At 30.0% G+C, this 19,239-nt stretch carries 18 protein-coding genes; all 18 read right to left on the bottom strand.

Annotation, left to right across the window (positions count from 1 at the left end):
- Window positions 1-2: 2 nt before the first annotated feature.
- Window positions 3-440, bottom strand: a complete 438-nt coding sequence (locus HBE96_RS06125) for an FHA domain-containing protein (protein WP_169296872.1) — start codon at window positions 438-440, stop codon at window positions 3-5.
- A 105-nt stretch (window positions 441-545) separates the two neighbouring features.
- Entirely contained in the window at window positions 546-3,368 is a 2,823-nt protein-coding gene (gene uvrA, locus HBE96_RS06120) for an excinuclease ABC subunit UvrA (protein WP_169296871.1), read from the bottom strand.
- Window positions 3,369-3,435: 67 nt separating this feature from the next.
- Window positions 3,436-5,421 carry an excinuclease ABC subunit UvrB gene (gene uvrB / locus HBE96_RS06115; protein WP_169296870.1) on the bottom strand — a complete coding sequence of 662 codons (1,986 nt, stop codon included), beginning with the start codon at window positions 5,419-5,421 and terminating at the stop codon, window positions 3,436-3,438.
- Between the two features lie 3 nt (window positions 5,422-5,424).
- Window positions 5,425-6,723, bottom strand: coding sequence for a PDZ domain-containing protein (locus tag HBE96_RS06110; RefSeq protein ID WP_169296869.1), 1,299 nt, complete (start codon window positions 6,721-6,723; stop codon window positions 5,425-5,427).
- A 110-nt stretch (window positions 6,724-6,833) separates the two neighbouring features.
- Entirely contained in the window at window positions 6,834-8,006 is a 1,173-nt protein-coding gene (locus tag HBE96_RS06105; protein ID WP_169296868.1) for a S41 family peptidase, read from the bottom strand.
- A 148-nt stretch (window positions 8,007-8,154) separates the two neighbouring features.
- The gene (gene ftsX / locus HBE96_RS06100) at window positions 8,155-9,045 is read right to left on the bottom strand and encodes a permease-like cell division protein FtsX (protein ID WP_169296867.1); all 891 of its coding nucleotides are present in this window, start codon (window positions 9,043-9,045) and stop codon (window positions 8,155-8,157) included.
- Window positions 9,035-9,721, bottom strand: a complete 687-nt coding sequence (ftsE, locus tag HBE96_RS06095) for a cell division ATP-binding protein FtsE (RefSeq protein ID WP_169296866.1) — start codon at window positions 9,719-9,721, stop codon at window positions 9,035-9,037. The genes ftsX and ftsE overlap by 11 nt, the downstream gene beginning before the upstream one ends.
- Before the next feature lie 208 nt (window positions 9,722-9,929).
- Complete coding sequence (locus HBE96_RS06090; protein ID WP_169296865.1) at window positions 9,930-10,871, bottom strand: transketolase family protein; 942 nt, start codon at window positions 10,869-10,871, stop codon at window positions 9,930-9,932.
- Complete coding sequence (locus HBE96_RS06085) at window positions 10,871-11,695, bottom strand: 1-deoxy-D-xylulose-5-phosphate synthase N-terminal domain-containing protein (RefSeq protein WP_169296864.1); 825 nt, start codon at window positions 11,693-11,695, stop codon at window positions 10,871-10,873. Before HBE96_RS06085 ends, HBE96_RS06090 begins: the two co-directional genes overlap by 1 nt.
- Before the next feature lie 113 nt (window positions 11,696-11,808).
- Window positions 11,809-12,156, bottom strand: coding sequence for a type II toxin-antitoxin system PemK/MazF family toxin (locus HBE96_RS06080; protein WP_007059241.1), 348 nt, complete (start codon window positions 12,154-12,156; stop codon window positions 11,809-11,811).
- Window positions 12,116-12,433: a CopG family ribbon-helix-helix protein gene (locus tag HBE96_RS06075; RefSeq protein WP_169296863.1), complete on the bottom strand. Its 318-nt coding sequence runs from the start codon at window positions 12,431-12,433 to the stop codon at window positions 12,116-12,118. The genes HBE96_RS06080 and HBE96_RS06075 overlap by 41 nt, the downstream gene beginning before the upstream one ends.
- A 502-nt stretch (window positions 12,434-12,935) precedes the next feature.
- Window positions 12,936-14,102 carry an alanine racemase gene (gene alr / locus HBE96_RS06070; RefSeq protein WP_169296862.1) on the bottom strand — a complete coding sequence of 389 codons (1,167 nt, stop codon included), beginning with the start codon at window positions 14,100-14,102 and terminating at the stop codon, window positions 12,936-12,938.
- A 165-nt stretch (window positions 14,103-14,267) separates the two neighbouring features.
- Window positions 14,268-14,876: a germination lipoprotein GerS-related protein gene (locus tag HBE96_RS06065; protein WP_243186843.1), complete on the bottom strand. Its 609-nt coding sequence runs from the start codon at window positions 14,874-14,876 to the stop codon at window positions 14,268-14,270.
- A gap of 100 nt (window positions 14,877-14,976) precedes the next feature.
- The gene (locus HBE96_RS06060) at window positions 14,977-16,476 is read right to left on the bottom strand and encodes an NAD(P)H-hydrate dehydratase (RefSeq protein ID WP_169296861.1); all 1,500 of its coding nucleotides are present in this window, start codon (window positions 16,474-16,476) and stop codon (window positions 14,977-14,979) included.
- Window positions 16,445-16,852 carry a holo-ACP synthase gene (acpS, locus tag HBE96_RS06055; protein WP_169296860.1) on the bottom strand — a complete coding sequence of 136 codons (408 nt, stop codon included), beginning with the start codon at window positions 16,850-16,852 and terminating at the stop codon, window positions 16,445-16,447. Before acpS ends, HBE96_RS06060 begins: the two co-directional genes overlap by 32 nt.
- 153 nt (window positions 16,853-17,005) lie before the next feature.
- Window positions 17,006-17,353, bottom strand: coding sequence for a DUF6514 family protein (locus HBE96_RS06050; protein WP_169296859.1), 348 nt, complete (start codon window positions 17,351-17,353; stop codon window positions 17,006-17,008).
- 209 nt (window positions 17,354-17,562) lie between these two features.
- On the bottom strand, window positions 17,563-18,150 hold the full coding sequence (locus HBE96_RS06045; RefSeq protein ID WP_169296858.1) for a hypothetical protein: 588 nt from the start codon (window positions 18,148-18,150) through the stop codon (window positions 17,563-17,565).
- A 148-nt stretch (window positions 18,151-18,298) separates the two neighbouring features.
- Window positions 18,299-19,147: a YihY/virulence factor BrkB family protein gene (locus HBE96_RS06040; protein ID WP_169296857.1), complete on the bottom strand. Its 849-nt coding sequence runs from the start codon at window positions 19,145-19,147 to the stop codon at window positions 18,299-18,301.
- Window positions 19,148-19,239 lie beyond the last annotated feature (92 nt).

Below are 19,239 nucleotides of genomic sequence, written 5' to 3'. Positions count from 1 at the left end.
TCTTACCTTATTACTTTAAATGATGTGTTTCCTATTGTAATTTCATCACCTGAATTTAAATACTTCCTGCCTTTTAATTTATTTCCGTTTAATAATGTGCCATTAGTACTATTTAAATCTTCTAATATGCAATCATTGTTTTTTAAAAATATCCTTGCATGATAACCTGATGCATATGGGTCGTCCAATACAATAAAATTCCCACTTTTTCTTCCTACGCTTATTTCACCATGAATAGGTATAACAGCACCTTTTCTTAAGTTAGAATTGTTACCAGCATTGATAACTTCTAATCCAAAAGATTTTCTATTTCTTCTTTTATTTTTTTTGCCCCCGCCTTTTATATCTTTATACATTATTCTAAGAGCTAAAAAAATTATAATGTAAACTATAGCTATTATTATAATTTTAAAGATTAAACTTAATTTATTCAGATCCATATAATCACCTTCTTGCTCCTATACTTTTTAATGAACTTTACTTAATATACCTCTTACACATGAAAAGACTAGCATCAGAGTAGATTAGCTGCTAGTCTTATTAAATTATAACATCTTTTTTAAATATTGTCCTGTATAAGACCTGCTACTTTTTACTATTTCCTCTGGTTTTCCAACAAAAATAACTTCTCCGCCTTTTTCTCCACCTTCTGGACCAAGATCTATAATACAGTCAGCACATTTTATAACATCCAAATTATGTTCTATGACGATCACTGTATTTCCCGTGTCTACAATTCTTTGCAATATACTTATAAGTTTGCTTACATCATCTATGTGAAGCCCTGTGGTTGGCTCATCTAAAATATACAGAGTCTTCCCGGTACTTCTTTTAGATAATTCATATGCTAATTTTATTCTTTGAGCCTCTCCTCCCGACAATTGGGTTGATGGCTGACCTAGTTTTACATATCCAAGCCCTACATCCATAAGGGTTTGCAATTTATTTTTTATCCTAGGTATATTTTCAAAGAACTGTAAGGCTTCCTCTACTGTCATATTCAAAATATCATCGATATTTTTACCTTTATACTTAACCTGTAAAGTTTCATTATTATATCTTTTTCCTTTACAAACATCACATGGTACATATACATCTGATAAAAACTGCATCTCTATCTTTATTATTCCATCTCCACTGCAGGCTTCACATCTTCCACCTTTAACATTAAAACTAAATCTTCCCGGCTTATATCCCTTCATTTTAGATTCTGAAGTACTAGCAAAAACTTCCCTTATGATGTCAAAAACTCCTGTATACGTAGCCGGATTAGATCTTGGAGTTCTTCCTATAGGACTCTGATCTATATTTATGATTTTATCTATATTTTCTACTCCAAGTATATTCTTATGAAGTCCTGGATTATTCTTAGATTTATTTAGTATCTTATTTAATCCTTTGTACAATACTTCATTTACTAAAGTACTTTTTCCTGATCCTGAAACCCCTGTAATGCATGTAAACATTCCTAAAGGAAATTTTACATCTATGTTTTTTAAATTATTTTGTCTAGCTCCTTTTACTGTTATATATTTTCCATTACCAGCTCTCCTATGTGCAGGAATAAGTATTTTCTTTTCTCCACTTAAATACTGACCTGTTATAGATCGTTTATTGCTAATTATCTTATCAATATTTCCTGCTTCCACTATTTCTCCACCATGTTCTCCTGCTCCCGGACCTATGTCTACAATAAAATCTGCTTCTCTCATTGTATCTTCATCATGTTCTACTACAACTAAAGTGTTACCAATATCCCTTAAATGTTTTAAGGTAGCAATTAATCTATCGTTATCTCTTTGATGAAGCCCTATACTTGGTTCATCAAGAATGTATAATACACCTACTAAGCTTGATCCCACCTGAGTTGCAAGTCTTATTCTTTGTGATTCCCCTCCAGATAAAGTTCCTGAAGCTCTAGATAAATTTAAATAATCAAGTCCTACATCTATCAAAAACTTTAATCTGCTTTTTATTTCTTTTAATATCTGGTCACTAATTACCTTATTTTTTTCCGACAATTCAACTTCATCTAAGAACTTCAATTCATCCTTTATGGACATTTTGCAAAACTCTGCTATATTTTTTTCTCCAACAGTAACAGCTAAAGCCTCTTTCTTAAGTCTAGTTCCACCACACTCAGTACATGGCGTATCGCTCATATATGATTCAATCTGGCTTTTAATGTAATCAGAATTAGTTTCTAAGTACCTTCTTTTTAAATTATTAATAACACCTTCAAAAGCATGGTTGAATTCCATTACTCCATTTTCGCCTTTATACTTTCCTTTTATCTTATGTCCCTTAGTACCATAAAATATAATATTCATTATTTCTGGATCCAGCTTTTCAACTGGTGTATTTAAAGAAAATTTATATTCCTTAGCAAGTGCCTTTAATATACTAAAAGTCCAGGAATCCTCTTTTAAACTTCCGCTGCCCATTGTTTCAATAGCTCCACCAGTAATGCTCTTGCTTTTATCAGGTACCACTAAATTTTCATCTATCTCCATAAGAGTACCTAAACCATCACAGCATTCACATTTTCCATAAGGTGAGTTAAAAGAAAATGTTCTTGGTGCTATTTCTCCTACACTTATACCACAGTCAACACAAGCAAATTTTTCACTAAATAAAATATCTTTTCCTCCAATAATATTTATAATAACAATACCATCAGATATTTTTAGTGCAGTTTCAATAGAATCAGCTAACCTGCTTCTTATATCTTCTCTAATAATAAGTCTATCCACAACTACTTCAATAGTATGTTTTACGGTTTTAGTAAGCTTAACATCTTCTTCATCTAACTCTACAATATTTCCATCTATTCTAGCTCTAACAAATCCATTCTTCTTTATATTTTCTAATACTTTTACATGCTCTCCTTTTCGTCCTCTTATTACAGGTGCCAATACTTGAATTTTTGTCCTTTCCTCCATGGAAATTATTCTATCTACCATTTGATCTATTGTTTGTTGTTTTATTTCTTTTCCACATTTAGGACAATGCGGTGTTCCTATTCTTGCATACAAAAGCCTTAAGTAATCATATATTTCAGTAACAGTTCCCACAGTAGAACGAGGATTCCTGCTTGTTGTTTTCTGATCTATAGATATTGCTGGAGATAATCCCTCTATATATTCTACATCTGGCTTATTCATTTGTCCTAAAAACTGCCTTGCATAAGCAGATAGAGATTCAACATAACGTCTTTGACCTTCTGCATATAATGTATCAAAAGCTAAAGAGGATTTTCCTGAACCAGATAATCCCGTAAATACAATTAACTTATCTCTTGGAATTTCCAAATCTACATTTTTTAAATTATGAACCTTGGCACCCTTTATTACTATTTTATCCTTCATTACTTCTATTTACACTCCTCATTTTTCTTATAGTAAATATACCTAAATACACTTCACTTCATAATCATTAGCTCTTATTTTTTTGTTTTTTTAATTTTAGTATTTTATCTCTTAACTGAGCTGCCAATTCAAATTGCAATTCTTTAGCTGCTTGCTTCATTTCTTTTTCATACTTTGATATTAATAAATCTATATTTTCATTATTTGCCTCTACAGCCTCTTCTAAACTATCATATTGTGCTTTATCCTCTAAAATCTTAGTAGCTTCAATTACTTCTCTTATGTCTTTTTTAATAGTTTTAGGTGTTATATTATGCTTTTTATTATATTCCATCTGTATTTCTCTTCTTCTATTTGTTTCAGATATAGCTTTATCCATAGAATCTGTCATATTGTCTGCATACATTATAACTTTACTTTCTGAATTTCTAGCAGCTCTTCCTATTGTTTGAATAAGAGAACGTTCAGACCTTAAAAAACCTTCTTTATCCGCATCAAGTATAGCAACCAAAGCAACTTCAGGTATATCTAATCCTTCCCTCAAAAGATTTATTCCAATTAAAACATCAATTTCACCTTTTCTTAAATTTCTTATTATCTCCATTCTTTTTATGGTATCTATATCAGAATGTAAATATGTTGTTTTAATATTCATTTCCTTAAAATAATCTGACAAATCTTCTGCCATCTTCTTTGTAAGAGTAGTTACAAGAATTCTAAATCCTCTTTTTATGGTTTCTAATATATTTGTATATAAATCATCTATTTGTCCCTTAATAGGTTTAATTTCAATTTTAGGATCTAAAAGTCCAGTTGGTCTTATTATTTGTTCTGCCACGTTGGTGGAATGTTCCAACTCGTAATTTGCTGGAGTGGCACTTACAAAAACTACTTGATTTAATTTTTCTTCAAATTCATTGAATTTAAGAGGTCTGTTGTCAAAAGCAGAAGGTAATCTAAATCCATACTCCACCAACGACTCTTTTCTGGATCTATCTCCAGCATACATAGCTTTTACTTGAGGCATAGTAACATGACTTTCATCTATAAAAAGCAAATAGTCTTCAGGAAAATAATCTATAAGTGTTTGAGGCGGGGTTCCTTTTGCCCTGCCATCCATTATTCTCGAATAATTTTCAATGCCGCTGCAATAGCCCACTTCCCTCATCATTTCTATATCAAAATTAGTTCTTTGCTTTAATCTCTGTGCTTCTAAAAGCTTATCTTGAGATGTAAGTTCCCTTACTCTTTCTTCTAATTCTACTTCTATATATTTTATAGCCATTTCCAACTTTTCCTTAGATGCTGCAAAGTGAGATGCTGGAAATATAGACACATGCTTTCTAGTTCCTATGGTTTCCCCCGTTAATGCATCAAATTCCTTTATTTTATCTATCTCATCTCCAAAAAATTCTATTCTTATAGCTTTACCACTGGAAGATGCAGGAAATACATCAAGCACATCACCTTTTACCCTAAATGTACCTCTTACAAAATTCACTTCGTTTCTTTCATACTGTATTTCTACAAGCTTTTTTAAGACTTCATCTCTATCCTTAATCATACCTTCTCTTAAGGATAAAGTAAGCTTCTTATATTCTTCCGGATTTCCTAATCCATATATACAAGATACTGATGCTACTACAATTACATCTCTTCTTTCTAACAAAGCAGAAGTTGCTGAATGTCTTAATTTATCTATTTCATCATTTATTGAAGCATCCTTTTCTATATAGGTATCTGTTTGAGCAACATAAGCTTCCGGTTGATAATAATCATAATAAGATACAAAATACTCTACACAATTATCCGGGAAAAACTCTCTAAACTCCGAACATAATTGTGCTGCTAAAGTTTTATTATGAGCTAAAACTAAAGTTGGCTTTTTTACACGTTCAATTACATTTGCCATTGTAAAAGTTTTACCTGACCCTGTAACTCCTAAAAGAGTTTGAAACTTTTCATTACTATTTATACTTTTTACTATACTATTTATAGCTTCTGGCTGATCCCCTGTAGGCTTAAATTTAGAATGTATCTTAAACTCTCCCATTCTCTATTCATCCTTATCTCTATTTTTTATTTTATCTAATATCTCCGCAAACCTTGTTTCATCAAATTTTACTACCATACTATCCTTTGGCACACCCTTTGGCACAAATACTATTCCTAATCTTTTCGAATTATTCATTTTATTATAACTTACTTCTTCAAATTTACCAGTAACCTTTTTTACCTTAAACCAAATGAAATTTGAGGTTTCCTTAATAATTTTGGTTACCTTTTCTTCATCCTCTATTTTTTCACTATTAACTTCTACTAACAAATCTCCAGTTGAAATCCCCATTTCATTAGCTGGAGAATTAGGCGCAACTTCTAAAACCATTATACCTTCTTCATTACTTATATACTTAGGAGTACCTTTCAACTCAAATTGTCTTTGTAAAATTAAAATTCCTTCATGTGCAAGTGGCGCAAATATAAGTACTAAAATTTTTAAAAATACATTTAACGTAGCTACCTGTGCTAATGCAAACAAAGCTAAACTATATACTATAGTTAGACCTCCAGAAATAAATTTCTTTTCCTTTTTACTTCTTGTAAAAGTTATACTATTATAGCCTATAACTCCATAAAAAGGCATTAAAACAAGAAGTGCATTTTTTAATATATTTTCAGGTAAAGAATTTTTTACTATAGGCCACCAGGTTGGTGTAGACACAGCTACCTGCGATGAAACTCCTATATTCGATGCATTATGCAGAATAAAAAACATGGCTACAGGAAGTGCCCAATATCTTTGAAGAGCGAAACCACCTATTATTTTACCATTTCTATTTGTAAATACAGGTATATAACCTGTACTACCATCTGCAATTATCAAAAGTCCTTCTATAAAATGCAGCACTGCGATCATACTCATAAGGGCTACTATATCTATTTTTAATAAATCTAACCTAGGCATTTGTAAACTAACTGCAAGAAATCCTAATAGCATGCTTATAATGCCAAGTGCTGATCCAGAATAAGAAAAACATATAAATCTCTGATTGAAAAACATAAAAACTATGGACAGCAAAAATATTAAATCTACAGCTGAAGTTTCATCAAACACAATACCTAAATATGACATCATAATACTAGCAAGAGTACCTGCAAAAATACCTATAACAATTTGAGATATAGTAAGCTCAAAAGCAGAATTTATTCTTTCTCCTATTATCATCTTCTGCATGATAGTAGTTTTTTTATTTCGTCTATAAAGCACAAATGCTAAAATCACTAAAAATGTCACTAAATACGGGTTTGTCAACGCAAATGCTACTGATTTTAAAGTATATAACAAAATACTCATTAAGCTATTTTCCCCTCTCCATAAATGAAGTTAGACAGAAAACACTGCCTAACTTAAAATCCATAAATATATTATGTATATTTACTTTTAATTAAAATCATAAATGTCTATTATTTTATTTTTGTTCTAGCTATCTCAAGTGCCTTATTAAATTGAGGATCTGCACTTCTATCATATTCCTTCTTTCTGAGTTCATCCGGATAAGTTACCTCTACATCTGGCTTTATACCAATATGATGTATATTTTCTCCTTTTGGAGTGTAATATTTTGAAACTGTAACCTTAAGTGCAGTCCCATTTCCTGTATCTAACATAGTTTGAACAACACCTTTTCCAAAAGTCTTTTCACCAACTAAAGTTCCTATCTTATAATCTCTTATAGCACCAGAAAATATCTCTGAAGCACTAGCTGAACCTACATTGGTAAGAACTGTAAGAGGTAATCCTACAAACTCTCCATTAACTTTTGATTTATATTCTTGTTTATTTTTATATTTATCTATAGTAGAAACCACAACTTTATCTTTCTGTAAGAAGTTAGAAACCATATCAACACACTCATTTAAAAGCCCACCTGGATTTCCTCTTAAATCTATTATAAGTGATTTCATACCTTTGCCTTTAAGTTCTTCAAGCTTACTTTTGAGATTTTTAGCTGTATTTTCATCAAACATTGAAATTTGTATGTAACCTACATTACTATCTATCATTTCTCCTTTTACTGTAACTAAATTTATTTTTGCTGTATTTAATTTAACATCAAAAACTCCCTTACCTGATCTATTTAAAGTTAAAGTAACTTCCTTTCCTTCTTTACCTTTCATTAAGGCAACTGCATTATCAAGCTCTTTTCCTGTTACTTGAGTATTGTTTACTTTTTCTATTTCATCTTTAGGAAGTATTCCTGCTTTTTTAGCTGGCGAGTCTTCAATTACATCAGCTATAATAATTTTATCATCTTTAGCTTGAACGTGTATTCCTACTCCACTATAATTCCCCTCTGTTTGAGTATTAAATTCATCAAATTCTTTTTTATTCATAAACACTGTGTAAGGATCATTTAGTGCACTTGTCATTCCTTTAATAGCTCCCTCTACCAAGTCCGATTCATTTATATTTCCATCATAATATCTATATAAATCATTCTCCACCTGAAATAGTTTGTAGAACCTACCTATTTTGCTGTTATTCACAATGTATGATTTTGTTCCAAATAAAGTAATGGTATTTGTAACAAGTACAGCTACTATGGTTAATGCTATCCATTTCTTTTTATTATTCAAATTTTTCACCTCTTTAATTTAAAACTTATACATCTGTATATTTATATACTTATATAAATCTTAAATAATTATAACATTAAAAATAAATTTGCAAAACTATTTCTAAAACTTATAAAAAATGAGCATGCAGTATTAAACTGCATGCCTATTAAACATCCAAGAATTTCCTTATAGAAGAAATACTACCTGCTGCTCCTATAATCATACCTGCTAATATAAATAATCCTAGAATATTGAATAAAACATATTGAGGTTCAACTAATTGAATCATTACTAATCCTGATGAAACTTTTGTATAAGCCATTCTGTAAGCATAATATAAAATTATATCTGCTACTATACCGCCTACAACTCCAATTATCATACCTTCAATTATGAATGGCCATCTTATGAACCAATCTGTAGCTCCTATATATTTCATTATACCTATTTCTCTTCTTCTTGAATATACTGTAAGTTTTATAGTGTTACCTATTAAGAATAATGAAACTCCCATTAGTATTACAAACATTACACTTCCAACCCACTTTATAGTCTTTGTTATTGTTATAATTTTGTTTACAACATCCCTACCGTCTTTTATCTGATCTATACCTGTCATATCCTTTATTGCAGTTACAACATTAGATACTACTTCTGGTTTTTGAACCTTTATTATATATGAATTAGGAAGAGGATTGTCCTTTTCCAATCCATCCAATAATCCCTTATTTTTATCTCCTAGCTGCTTTTTAAATTTTTCTATAGCTTGGGCTTTACTTTCATAGTTAACTTCTTCTACACCATCTACATCCTTTATTTTCTTTTCCAAATCTCTTTGCTGCAGCATGGTTATATTATCTTTTAATACAACTTGTACTTCTACTCTTGATTCTACTTCAAGAATTCCCTGGTTAACATTCAATATAGTAAGCCAAAAAACTCCTAATATGAAAAGAGTTGCTGCAACAGTAGCTGCTGCTGCGCTACTTATAGTTTTATTTCTCTTTAAACTCTTTAAAGAATCTATTATAAAGAATTTAATTGTACTAATCCTCATATCCGTATGCACCCCTTTGCTCATCTCTCACTATAACGCCTTTTTCTATAGCTATAACTCTTTTTCTCATAGTATCTACTATATCTTTAGCATGAGTTGCCATAACAACAGTAGTTCCTGCACGACTTATATCATTTAAAGTTTCCATAATATCCATTGAAGTCTCAGGATCTAAGTTTCCTGTAGGTTCATCTGCAATTAGTATAGATGGGCTATTTACTATAGCTCTTGCTAAAGATATTCTCTGTTGTTCTCCACCTGATAGCTCATGTGGGAAAGCCTTATATTTATTAGTTAATCCTACAAGAGATAAAACTACTGGTACCTTTTTTCTTATTTCTTTTAAAGGTGCTTCTACTACTCTCATAGCAAAAGCTACATTTTCATAAACATTTAGTGTAGGAATTAGCCTAAAGTCTTGAAACACTACTCCTATCTTTCTCCTATAATATGGTATTTTACTTCTTTTTAAATTTGTTATATCAGTATTACCTACTATTATACTACCACTGGTTGGTTGTACTTCTTTTAATAGAATTTTTATAAAGGTAGATTTACCTGCTCCACTAGGTCCTACTAAAAAAACAAATTCCCCTTTTTCTATATTTACGTTTATATTTGATAGGGCAAATATATTATTATTATACACTTTGCTTACATTATTAAACTGTATCATTCAAACATCTCCTTACATGCATATTAAGTTTACAGACTCTTGTGCATTAATAAAAACATTATAACATAATACGACATCAAATTAAAAAGTATTATGCTAATTTTTTGTTAATAAAATGATACACTTATAGAAAATTACTCCTAAACTTCAAGTTTCTTAAATTAAAATTGGCGGTATTTTATTAAAATACCGCCAATTACATATTATCCTATTTCAAGTTTAAACCTTTTTTAACTGCTTTTACTATATCGTCTGAAGTCAATCCATAAGCTTTTAAAAGCTCTGCTGGCTTTCCACTTTCACCAAAAGTATCCTTTATTCCAACTCTTACTACTGGTGTAGGAATGTTTTCACTTAATACTTCACACACGGCAGAACCTAATCCACCAATTATACTGTGCTCTTCAGCAGTTATTACCACTCCTGTTTCTCTTGCTGCACTTATTATAGCATCTTTATCTATAGGTTTTATTGTATGTATATTTATAACATTAACCTTTATTCCTTCTTCAGAAAGAGTATTATATGCTTCTAACGCTGCATCTACCATTATACCTGTAGCAATAATAGTTGCATCTTTTCCTTCTCTTAGTGTTACAGCCTTTCCTAGCTCAAATTTATACTCAGGTCTATCATTTATAACCGGCACACCTGATCTTCCAAGTCTTACATAGCAAGGCCCATTAAGTTCACTAACAGCCTTAATTACAGCTTCTGTTTCTACTGCATCACTTGGGCATATCACTGTCATATTAGGTATACTTCTCATTAATGAAATATCCTCTACAGATTGATGAGACGCTCCATCTTCTCCTACTGTTATTCCTGCATGAGTTGCACATATCTTTACATTTAATTTAGGATAACATATAGAATTTCTTATCTGCTCAAAAGCTCTTCCTGCTGCAAACATAGCAAAGCTGCTTACAAAAGGTATTTTACCACAAGTTGACATACCAGCTGCTACTGCCATCATATTACCTTCTGCAATTCCCATGTTTATAAATCTTTCAGGGCAAACCTTTTTAAATTCTGCTGTTTTAGTAGATTTAGATAAATCTGCATCAAGTACAACTATATTTTCATTTTCTCTACCTATTTTTGCCAAAGACTTTCCATAAGCTTCTCTTGTCGCAATCTTATTAGCCATTATTCTTCACCTCCAATTTCCTTTAAAGCCTGCTCGCATTGTTCCATACTTGGAGCGTTTCCATGCCAACCTACTTGATTTTCCATAAAAGATACTCCTTTACCTTTTATAGTTTTACATACTACTACTGTTGGTTTTCCTTTTACTTTCTTAGCTTCCTCTATAGCATTAATTAGCTCTTCAAAATTGTGTCCATCTGCTTCTATTACGTTCCAGCCAAAAGCTGCAAATTTGTCAGTAATAGGCTCTGCGGACATTACTTCTTTACATGGTCCATCTATTTGAAGTCCATTATGGTCAACAAATGCAGTAAGATTATCTAATTTATACTGAGCTGCTGCCATTGATGCTTCCCAAACTTCCCCTTCTTCTAGTTCTCCATCTCCAAGTAATGTATATACTCTATAATCTTTTTTATCAACTTTTCCAGCTAAAGCCATACCTACTGCTGCAGATATTCCCTGTCCTAATGATCCTGTGGACATATCTACACCCGGTACCTCATTCATATTAGGATGACCTTGAAGAATTGATCCAAGTTTTCTAAGTTTTTTTAATTCTGCAACGTCAAAATATCCTTTTCTTGCAAGTGTACTATATAATACAGGTGCAGCATGGCCTTTAGAAAGAACAAATCTGTCCCTATTTGTATTTCTTACATCTTCAGGGTTTACATTCATTTCATTGAAATATAATGTAGTTAAAATTTCTACTGAAGATAGTGAACCACCTGGATGACCTGATCCTGATTCAGTTAGCATCATTATAATATCTTTTCTAACTTTTTGAGCTATCTTTTTTAGCTCTTCTACATTTTTTTTCACAATCTCAACCTCCTAATAAGTAAACAATTGCAATTCACTTACTATTTTATCACAAAACTTCATTTTTATATATAAAAAAATAGGAAGATTGAATTCTTCCTATATCAAAGTTATTATAATCCTACACTCACTAAAAGTGCATCATCAACTTTTTTCATATCTATATCTGTCATATGACCTATCTTTTCTTTTAATCTTCTTTTATCTAGAGTTCTTATCTGTTCAAGCAATACTACCGAATCCTTATTGAGTCCATAAGCTTCTGATGAAATTTCTACATGTGTTGGAAGTTTTGCCTTATTTATCTGAGAAGTAATTGCTGCTACTATTACCGTAGGACTGTACTTATTACCAACATCATTTTGAATAATGATTACTGGCCTTATTCCTCCTTGTTCAGACCCCACTACTGGGCTTAAGTCAGCATAAAATATATCTCCTCTTTTTACTATTGTTGTCATCAGCTAAATCACTCTCCGAAAGCTTTGCTTCATATTCTTTAAAATCTTTCATGTCATTTGCAAAGCCCATTTCTGCAAATTCTAGATTAAGTTGTGCCATCTCTTTATACCCTTTTTCCATTGCTGCTATATTTGATCTTTTTTTCTCTTTAATATATAGTATGATAGCTTCTCTAATAAATTCACTGCTTTTTTTACAATCTTCTTGAAGTACTTTATTTAATTCATTATAAAGTGTTTCTGAGAGGTTTACCACTAATCTCTTTGAATTTGACATATGCAAATTAATACCTCCTATTAACTTAAGCGAAAATATATACATACTAATTATAGTCCTAATACCATTAATATGTCAAAGAAATTATCTGTATTTTCCCCATTTTTCTACTTGTATTTTTTACAAATAATCTCTTATTGTTGCAAATATATTGTAGTATTATGTACTATAAACATGTTATCTTAACTTAATATGTATATATATGTATAAATTAACAGAAAGCAGTTTAATATATAGTTTTCTAAAAGTTATATTCAAATGTAACTTATTAATATATTATGCTCAGTATAAATTTATCCATTCTCATTACTACTAATAATTCAACTTATAGTTTATAAAAGTAATGAATAGACATTCATTTTTTACATAAGCTCCGCTAAAAATCCCTCAAAATTCAAATTCTATATGTTTAAGCTTTACTTATATATATGTAATTTCAGTAAATTTATAATTACTCATGGCAGCAAAGAAATTTTTTCTTCACCACCCTATAATAAATTATTTAACATTTAATATATTCCCTGACCTTTACAATTTTATTATTCTTAATATAAACTCTAGGTACTCTTTTACTTATCATACATAGCAGCTCATAATTAATTGTTCCTAACATTTCTGCTATATCATCAGCATCGAATTTTAAGTTTCCATCGCTTCCCATAAGTATTACTTCATCTCCTACTTTCACGTTTCCTACATCTGTAACATCTATCATGCACTGATCCATACAGATGTTTCCAACTACCGGAGCAAATTTTCCATTAACTATAACTTTTGCCTTACCGGACATAAGCCTAGTATATCCATCTGCATATCCTATAGGTAATGTAGCAATAATACTGTTTCTTTCTGTTGTAAACTTTCTTCCATACCCTATACTTTCTCCTTTTTCAAGAACTTTTATGTGCATCACAGTAGCTTTCCATGTCATAACTCGTTTTATATTTAACATTTTCTTATCAACTTCATTTGAAGGATAATATCCATAAAGTATTATTCCTGGCCTTGACCCCTCATAATGTGTTTCTGGCAATTCCATTATAGCTGCACTATTAGCTATATCTCTAATATTTATTTTTACCCCCATTTCCTGTAACCTTCCGTAAAACCAATTATACTTTTCAAACTGCTTATGTGAATAATCTTTGTTCTTTTCGTCAGCAGTACAAAAATGTGAAAATAAACTTTCTATTTCCACATTAGGAAGCTTACTTATTTTATACACTTCCTTAATGCTGTTCTCATCAGGTAAAAATCCAATTCTCCCCATGCCAGTATCTATTGCTACATGAATTTTTACAATCTTACCCATAGCATGCGCTGCTTTAGACAACTCATAGGCATACTCATAAGAAGTTACTGCTGGTTCTATGTCATATTTTAACAAATCATCTGTTAGAGTATTAGGTGTAAGCCCTAATATCATTATATGTTCTTTAATTCCACTTTTTCTAAGTTCAATGCCTTCACTTAATACAGCTACAGCTAATCTTGTAGCTCCATTTTGTAAAAGTACTGGAGCCACATCTACTGCACCATGACCATAAGCATCAGCTTTTACTACGCCTATTAACTCTTTACTTTTTGATTTTACCTTAATGTTTTTCATATTATATGCAAGGTTATCTAAATCTACTTCTACCCACGTAGACCTGAAATGTCTAAACACAAATACTCCACCTTTCCTGATATAGTAAAATTTAAACTATATTTCTATATATTACTAATTATACAATACTTTTAACAACTATGCCTCTTAAATTTTCAAAAATTAAATTTATTTCAAAATAAAGTAATATTAAATCTAAAAAAATCTATGCAAAATTTCGTTTTGTTAATCTACATTAAAAATACTTTTATCTAATTTAGTATTAAAATCAAATTTAGAGTATTCTACTTTAATTTTTTCTTTTCCATTCCAATCATATATAATTAAATATCCTGGTTTATCATTTTGGGAATCTACATATAAATCAGCCTTGCTAATATTTTTATTATTTCCCGGAATATCTAAAGATATAACTTCATATTTTTTATTATTTATAATTTTTGTAGAAACCTTTATTTTTTCATTTGTATATATAAGGCCTATGTATTCCCCTACAAAACTTAACTTAAAAACACTATCAAAATTCTTATCTGTACTGTACTTAAATCCATTTTTTAAATCTTTTACAACTATGCTATTATCTTTATATATCATAATTCTATTATTTTCAAGCTCAAACCTATATCCATATCTTTTATCGTAAAATTGCTTTCCTTTATAATTTACAACTTGTTTATCATTTTCTATTTTCATATCTATATCACAACTATAGCTATCTAGATTCTTTAAATTATTAATAATTTTTTCTGAGCTGATTCCATTATCCTTACAACCTGATAACAACAAAAAAAATAAAAAAAACATAGTAGTCAATATTAATAGTTTACTTCTCATTTTATTCCTCCTGAAAAAAATTTGCAACAGAGTATCAATTTCACTATTAATAATATTCTTCTATGTCTTTTTATATTCTATAAGGTTTATAGATTATTTACTATTTTTGCAGTTTTTTAATCACAAATGGTATATTGTTTAATATATGTGTTGCATTTACACAAAACATTTCTTTTGATAATGTTTCACCACAATATCCGTGAATAAAGGCTGCAATACAAGCCGAATTCATAGTTCCATATCCCTGACCTATAAATGAAGCTACCATTCCAGTAAGACAATCACCCATTCCACCTGAGGCCATAGAACTATTTCCTGTAGGATTTATCATAATGCTGTTACCATCTGTAATTATAGTATTGTATCCTTTTAAAAGTACTATAACTTTATTTTCTTTAGCAAACTTTTGTGCTACTTCTAATCTATTCTCCTTTACATAATCTATAGATAAACCTGTTATTCTTGACATCTCTCCAAAATGAGGTGTTAAGACAATTTCACATTTTCTATGCTTTAAAACATCCAGGTGTCCTTCCAATACGTTTATCGCATCTGCATCTATAACTACCGGATTCTCGGCCTTATTTATAATCTTCTTTAGTATATTAAGAGTATCTTCATTGTTTCCCATTCCTGGGCCTATAGCTATAACATCACTTTTACATATAAGTTCTTCAACTCTATTTTCTTCTTCAATTAAAACAGTCATAGCTTCTACTAATTTAGAACTTAATATAGGCTGAATTTCGCTGTTGCAGCACAATGTTACAAGTCCTGATCCACTTCTTACAGCACCTTCAGTACAAATATATGCTGCTCCTGTAAATCCTTTTGATCCTGCAAAAATAGTAACCTTTCCATAATCCCCTTTATGACAATACTTATTTCTCTTTACTAAATTACTTTTTATCATGCTGCTATCCATAATAAATTCATTATTATGAAATTTGCTTACAACATTTTGGGGTATCCCTATTTTTTCTATAACTATTTTTCCAGTAACCTTATCTGTTCCATAATTTAAAAATCCTTTTTTATACATCTCAAAGGATACTGTTTTATCAGCTTTTATGCAGTTTCCTAATACCTTACCCGTATTACTATCGAACCCAGATGGTACATCTACGGATATAATATACTTACTATTCTCATTAATTATAGATATAACTGATTCATATATACCTTCTACATTTCTTGATAATCCTGTTCCAAAAATTGCATCTATAGTTACTTCGTTTCTTTCCACACACTCTCTTAGTTCATTAACATCTTCTAAATTGTCTACTTTGTTTATTTTAACTCCTATACTTTTTAATATATCATAGTTAACTTTACAATCAGGCTTCATATTATCTTTTCCGCCAACTAAAAAAACTTGCACCTTTTTACTCAAAATATGTAGGTGTCTAGCTATTGCGAATCCATCCCCACCATTGTTGCCTTTAGTACACACTATGCAAAAGCTTTCATACTTATCCAATTCTATATTTTTTATAACTTTTAAAGCTGCATTCTCCATTAGAACAATTCCAGGTATTTTTAATTCATTTATGCAGTAACTATCTATTTTATTTATTATTTCTGATGTTGCAATCTTCAAACTTATCCACCTCCATTACAGCATAAGCTACAGCGTTATCTAAGCTGTGAGATATACTTACATGAATCTTGTAATCTCCATACTTTTGCGCTATCATCTTAGCTTTGCCTCTTAGAACTACTATAGGTTTTCCTGACGCTGTCCTGTCTATTTCAATATCTTTAATTTCAAATCCACTAAACCCAGTACCCATAGCCTTAACTACAGCCTCCTTTGCAGCAAACCTTCCAGCCACAAATTCGGCCCTTAAGTTTCTTACTTTAAAATATTCTATTTCATTCTTGCTAAATAATCTATCTATGAAATTTGTATGTTTCTCCATAGCTTCTTTAATTCTTCTTATCTCAACAATGTCTATCCCAACACCCAAAATCAAAATATCACCCCCGTGTTTAATTAAACATGTATTTAAATATCCTTACTTAATATAATAAGATAAAATTATTTATTTTTAAAGTCTGAACTATTGCATTAACTTAGTATTCAAAAGAAAAAAAGAGGACTTTTTCCTCTTTATTCTGTAAATGCTCTAATAAGCAATATATTTTATTTCTTTATCAAAATCAACTATATATTCATCAATATTTTCACCCAATACTTCTATTAAGTGTATAGGTGATACCAAATTATCATATAACATTTTTAATAAATTATGAACCTTATATCTTTGGGTACTTATACTCTTAACGGAATCCCTTTCTATGTTCATTAACTTATTATCTACAAAATCCTGTCTTTCAACTTCAATACCATAAGACTGTAGTTTTACAGTATCTGTTCCATATGTTATTGAAATTTCATTTTTTAGTAGTCTGTAAAAATAATCATACCTTACTTTTTCTGTCTTCTGAGTTCTAGCCAGATTTTCTACTACCATGATTTTGCCCCCCCGTAATTAACTTCAACACTATATTAGCACATACTTTTAAAAAAATATGTCATTTCATGATAAGGGCAATTATAAGTTATCTCTTTTATATGACATTAAAAAGCCTGTAATACCAAATCCATCAACTTTTAAATTCCTTTACTGTAATTATTTTCATAATTATCCAGTTAGTATTGTCGAAACTTAAAATACCTTGACTACAATTTATTTACCTGAAAATCAATAGCCTCTACTAAAATCTCTTCTTCTATACTCATATATTTACATATATCTTCCAATATTAATATTACTGCAATTATTACTACACAGTTATCATTTTCATACTTTTTTAAATTATAAGACTCTTTATATCTATCTACCATTTCCTTTTTGCACTTTATGTCACAATATATACTTTCTAATGTATTATATAATTCTACAAAAGATAATATTAAAAAGTCCTTTTTAGACTTTTTATTACTATTTACTATGTAATGAACTATTTTGTTTAAGGAATTTTGTTTATACTGTTGTTCCATGTAAATTTTATAGTTATTGGCTACATGCCTTCCTATTATGTAACTATCTATTAGAGCTATTTCACCTTTTGTACTAAATATTATTGTGGCTTCTATGTTACTCTTTCCTTCACTTTCTATATCTTCAATCAATTGCTTTATTTTTGTATTAAAATCTGTGGTAAAACTAGAGTTCAAAATAAAGTATTCCAGCTCCTTACTAGAACATTCTGTTATAAAATCATAAAAGTTTTTATAAACCTTTCTCATGTAATCCTTACGCTTCAATCTATCACCTTCTAGAATAAGTTTTTTACTTTAGACACACACTTTATATTATTATTAACTTAAAAAAAATTTATACACATTCATAAATCAAACAAAAATTTAAAACTACAAAAATAAAAAGGCTGGTACCAATATTAAACCAACCTCTTTAAAAACTTTTTTCAGGAAATTTTTCTTTTCCTTCTCTATCAAAGGCTAATGTTGCATTTAATTCCCCTCCCATAACCACAGTAATTGATAAAAGAAATAGCCAGGTTAACAATATTATTACAGCACCAATGCTTCCATATATTTTAGAATAATTCCCAAAATTGTTTACATAAAATGCAAAACCAATTGACACTAGTATTAATCCGATGGTAGCAAATACTGCACCAGCACTAACTTCTTTCCAGGTAAGCCTTCTACAAGGCGTATAATGATATAATGCCGCTAAAATAAAAGTGGTTAGTATAATAATAATAATGTATCTTACTACATTCCACACAATTTTAAACTCCTCTGAAAACCCAAGGTTAAAAGCTAAAGCATTTCCGACTATTTGACCAAAAACCAGTAAAAAAATCATAGTAAATATTGCAATCACTAATCCTATAGTGCATAATATTGCTACAAATTGAACTTTCAAAAAACTTCTATGTTCTAACTCGTCATAAGCCTTATTCAACCCTTTAATAACAGCGTTAAATCCACTTGAAGCCGACCATATGGTAAAAATTAAACTAAAAGACAACAAATGAGGATTTTTATAGTCTACAACTTCTACTATAGTACTTTTAATTAATTCTAAAGCATTCCTTGGAATAACCTTATTTAATCCTGCTAACACGTCTGCACTATTAATAGAACTATATCCTAATACAGTCATAAGAAATATTAAAAATGGAAAAAAAGCAAATATTAAGCTATACGCAAGCTGAGAAGATAAGGATAGTACATCATCTTCATTAAATCTAAGCATTAAATTTTTAACATCTTTAATCACTTGCTGATTCATAAAATTTTCGCTCCTTTAATATTCATATCATTCTCTTCAAATTGAAAATAATTGTTCTATTCAGAATATTGACTTTTTTCAGCAGATATAGT

Origin of the sequence: Clostridium muellerianum, assembly GCF_012926525.1 — a bacterium.
Taxonomy (GTDB): domain Bacteria; phylum Bacillota; class Clostridia; order Clostridiales; family Clostridiaceae; genus Clostridium_AM; species Clostridium_AM muellerianum.
The sequence above is the reverse complement of the archived record's forward strand: the minus strand, read 5'-3'. Positions and strand labels throughout refer to the sequence as shown.

Coding starts and splice junctions, on each gene's coding strand:
- HBE96_RS06125 (WP_169296872.1), bottom strand. CDS start 440: ATGGATCTGAATAAATTAAGTTTAATCTTTAAAATTATAATAATAGCT.
- uvrA (WP_169296871.1), bottom strand. CDS start 3,368: ATGAAGGATAAAATAGTAATAAAGGGTGCCAAGGTTCATAATTTAAAA.
- uvrB (WP_169296870.1), bottom strand. CDS start 5,421: ATGGGAGAGTTTAAGATACATTCTAAATTTAAGCCTACAGGGGATCAG.
- HBE96_RS06110 (WP_169296869.1), bottom strand. CDS start 6,723: ATGAGTATTTTGTTATATACTTTAAAATCAGTAGCATTTGCGTTGACA.
- ftsX (WP_169296867.1), bottom strand. CDS start 9,045: ATGAGGATTAGTACAATTAAATTCTTTATAATAGATTCTTTAAAGAGT.
- ftsE (WP_169296866.1), bottom strand. CDS start 9,721: ATGATACAGTTTAATAATGTAAGCAAAGTGTATAATAATAATATATTT.
- HBE96_RS06090 (WP_169296865.1), bottom strand. CDS start 10,871: ATGGCTAATAAGATTGCGACAAGAGAAGCTTATGGAAAGTCTTTGGCA.
- HBE96_RS06080 (WP_007059241.1), bottom strand. CDS start 12,156: ATGACAACAATAGTAAAAAGAGGAGATATATTTTATGCTGACTTAAGC.
- HBE96_RS06075 (WP_169296863.1), bottom strand. CDS start 12,433: ATGTCAAATTCAAAGAGATTAGTGGTAAACCTCTCAGAAACACTTTAT.
- HBE96_RS06065 (WP_243186843.1), bottom strand. CDS start 14,876: ATGAGAAGTAAACTATTAATATTGACTACTATGTTTTTTTTATTTTTT.
- HBE96_RS06050 (WP_169296859.1), bottom strand. CDS start 17,353: ATGGTAGTAGAAAATCTGGCTAGAACTCAGAAGACAGAAAAAGTAAGG.
- HBE96_RS06040 (WP_169296857.1), bottom strand. CDS start 19,147: ATGAATCAGCAAGTGATTAAAGATGTTAAAAATTTAATGCTTAGATTT.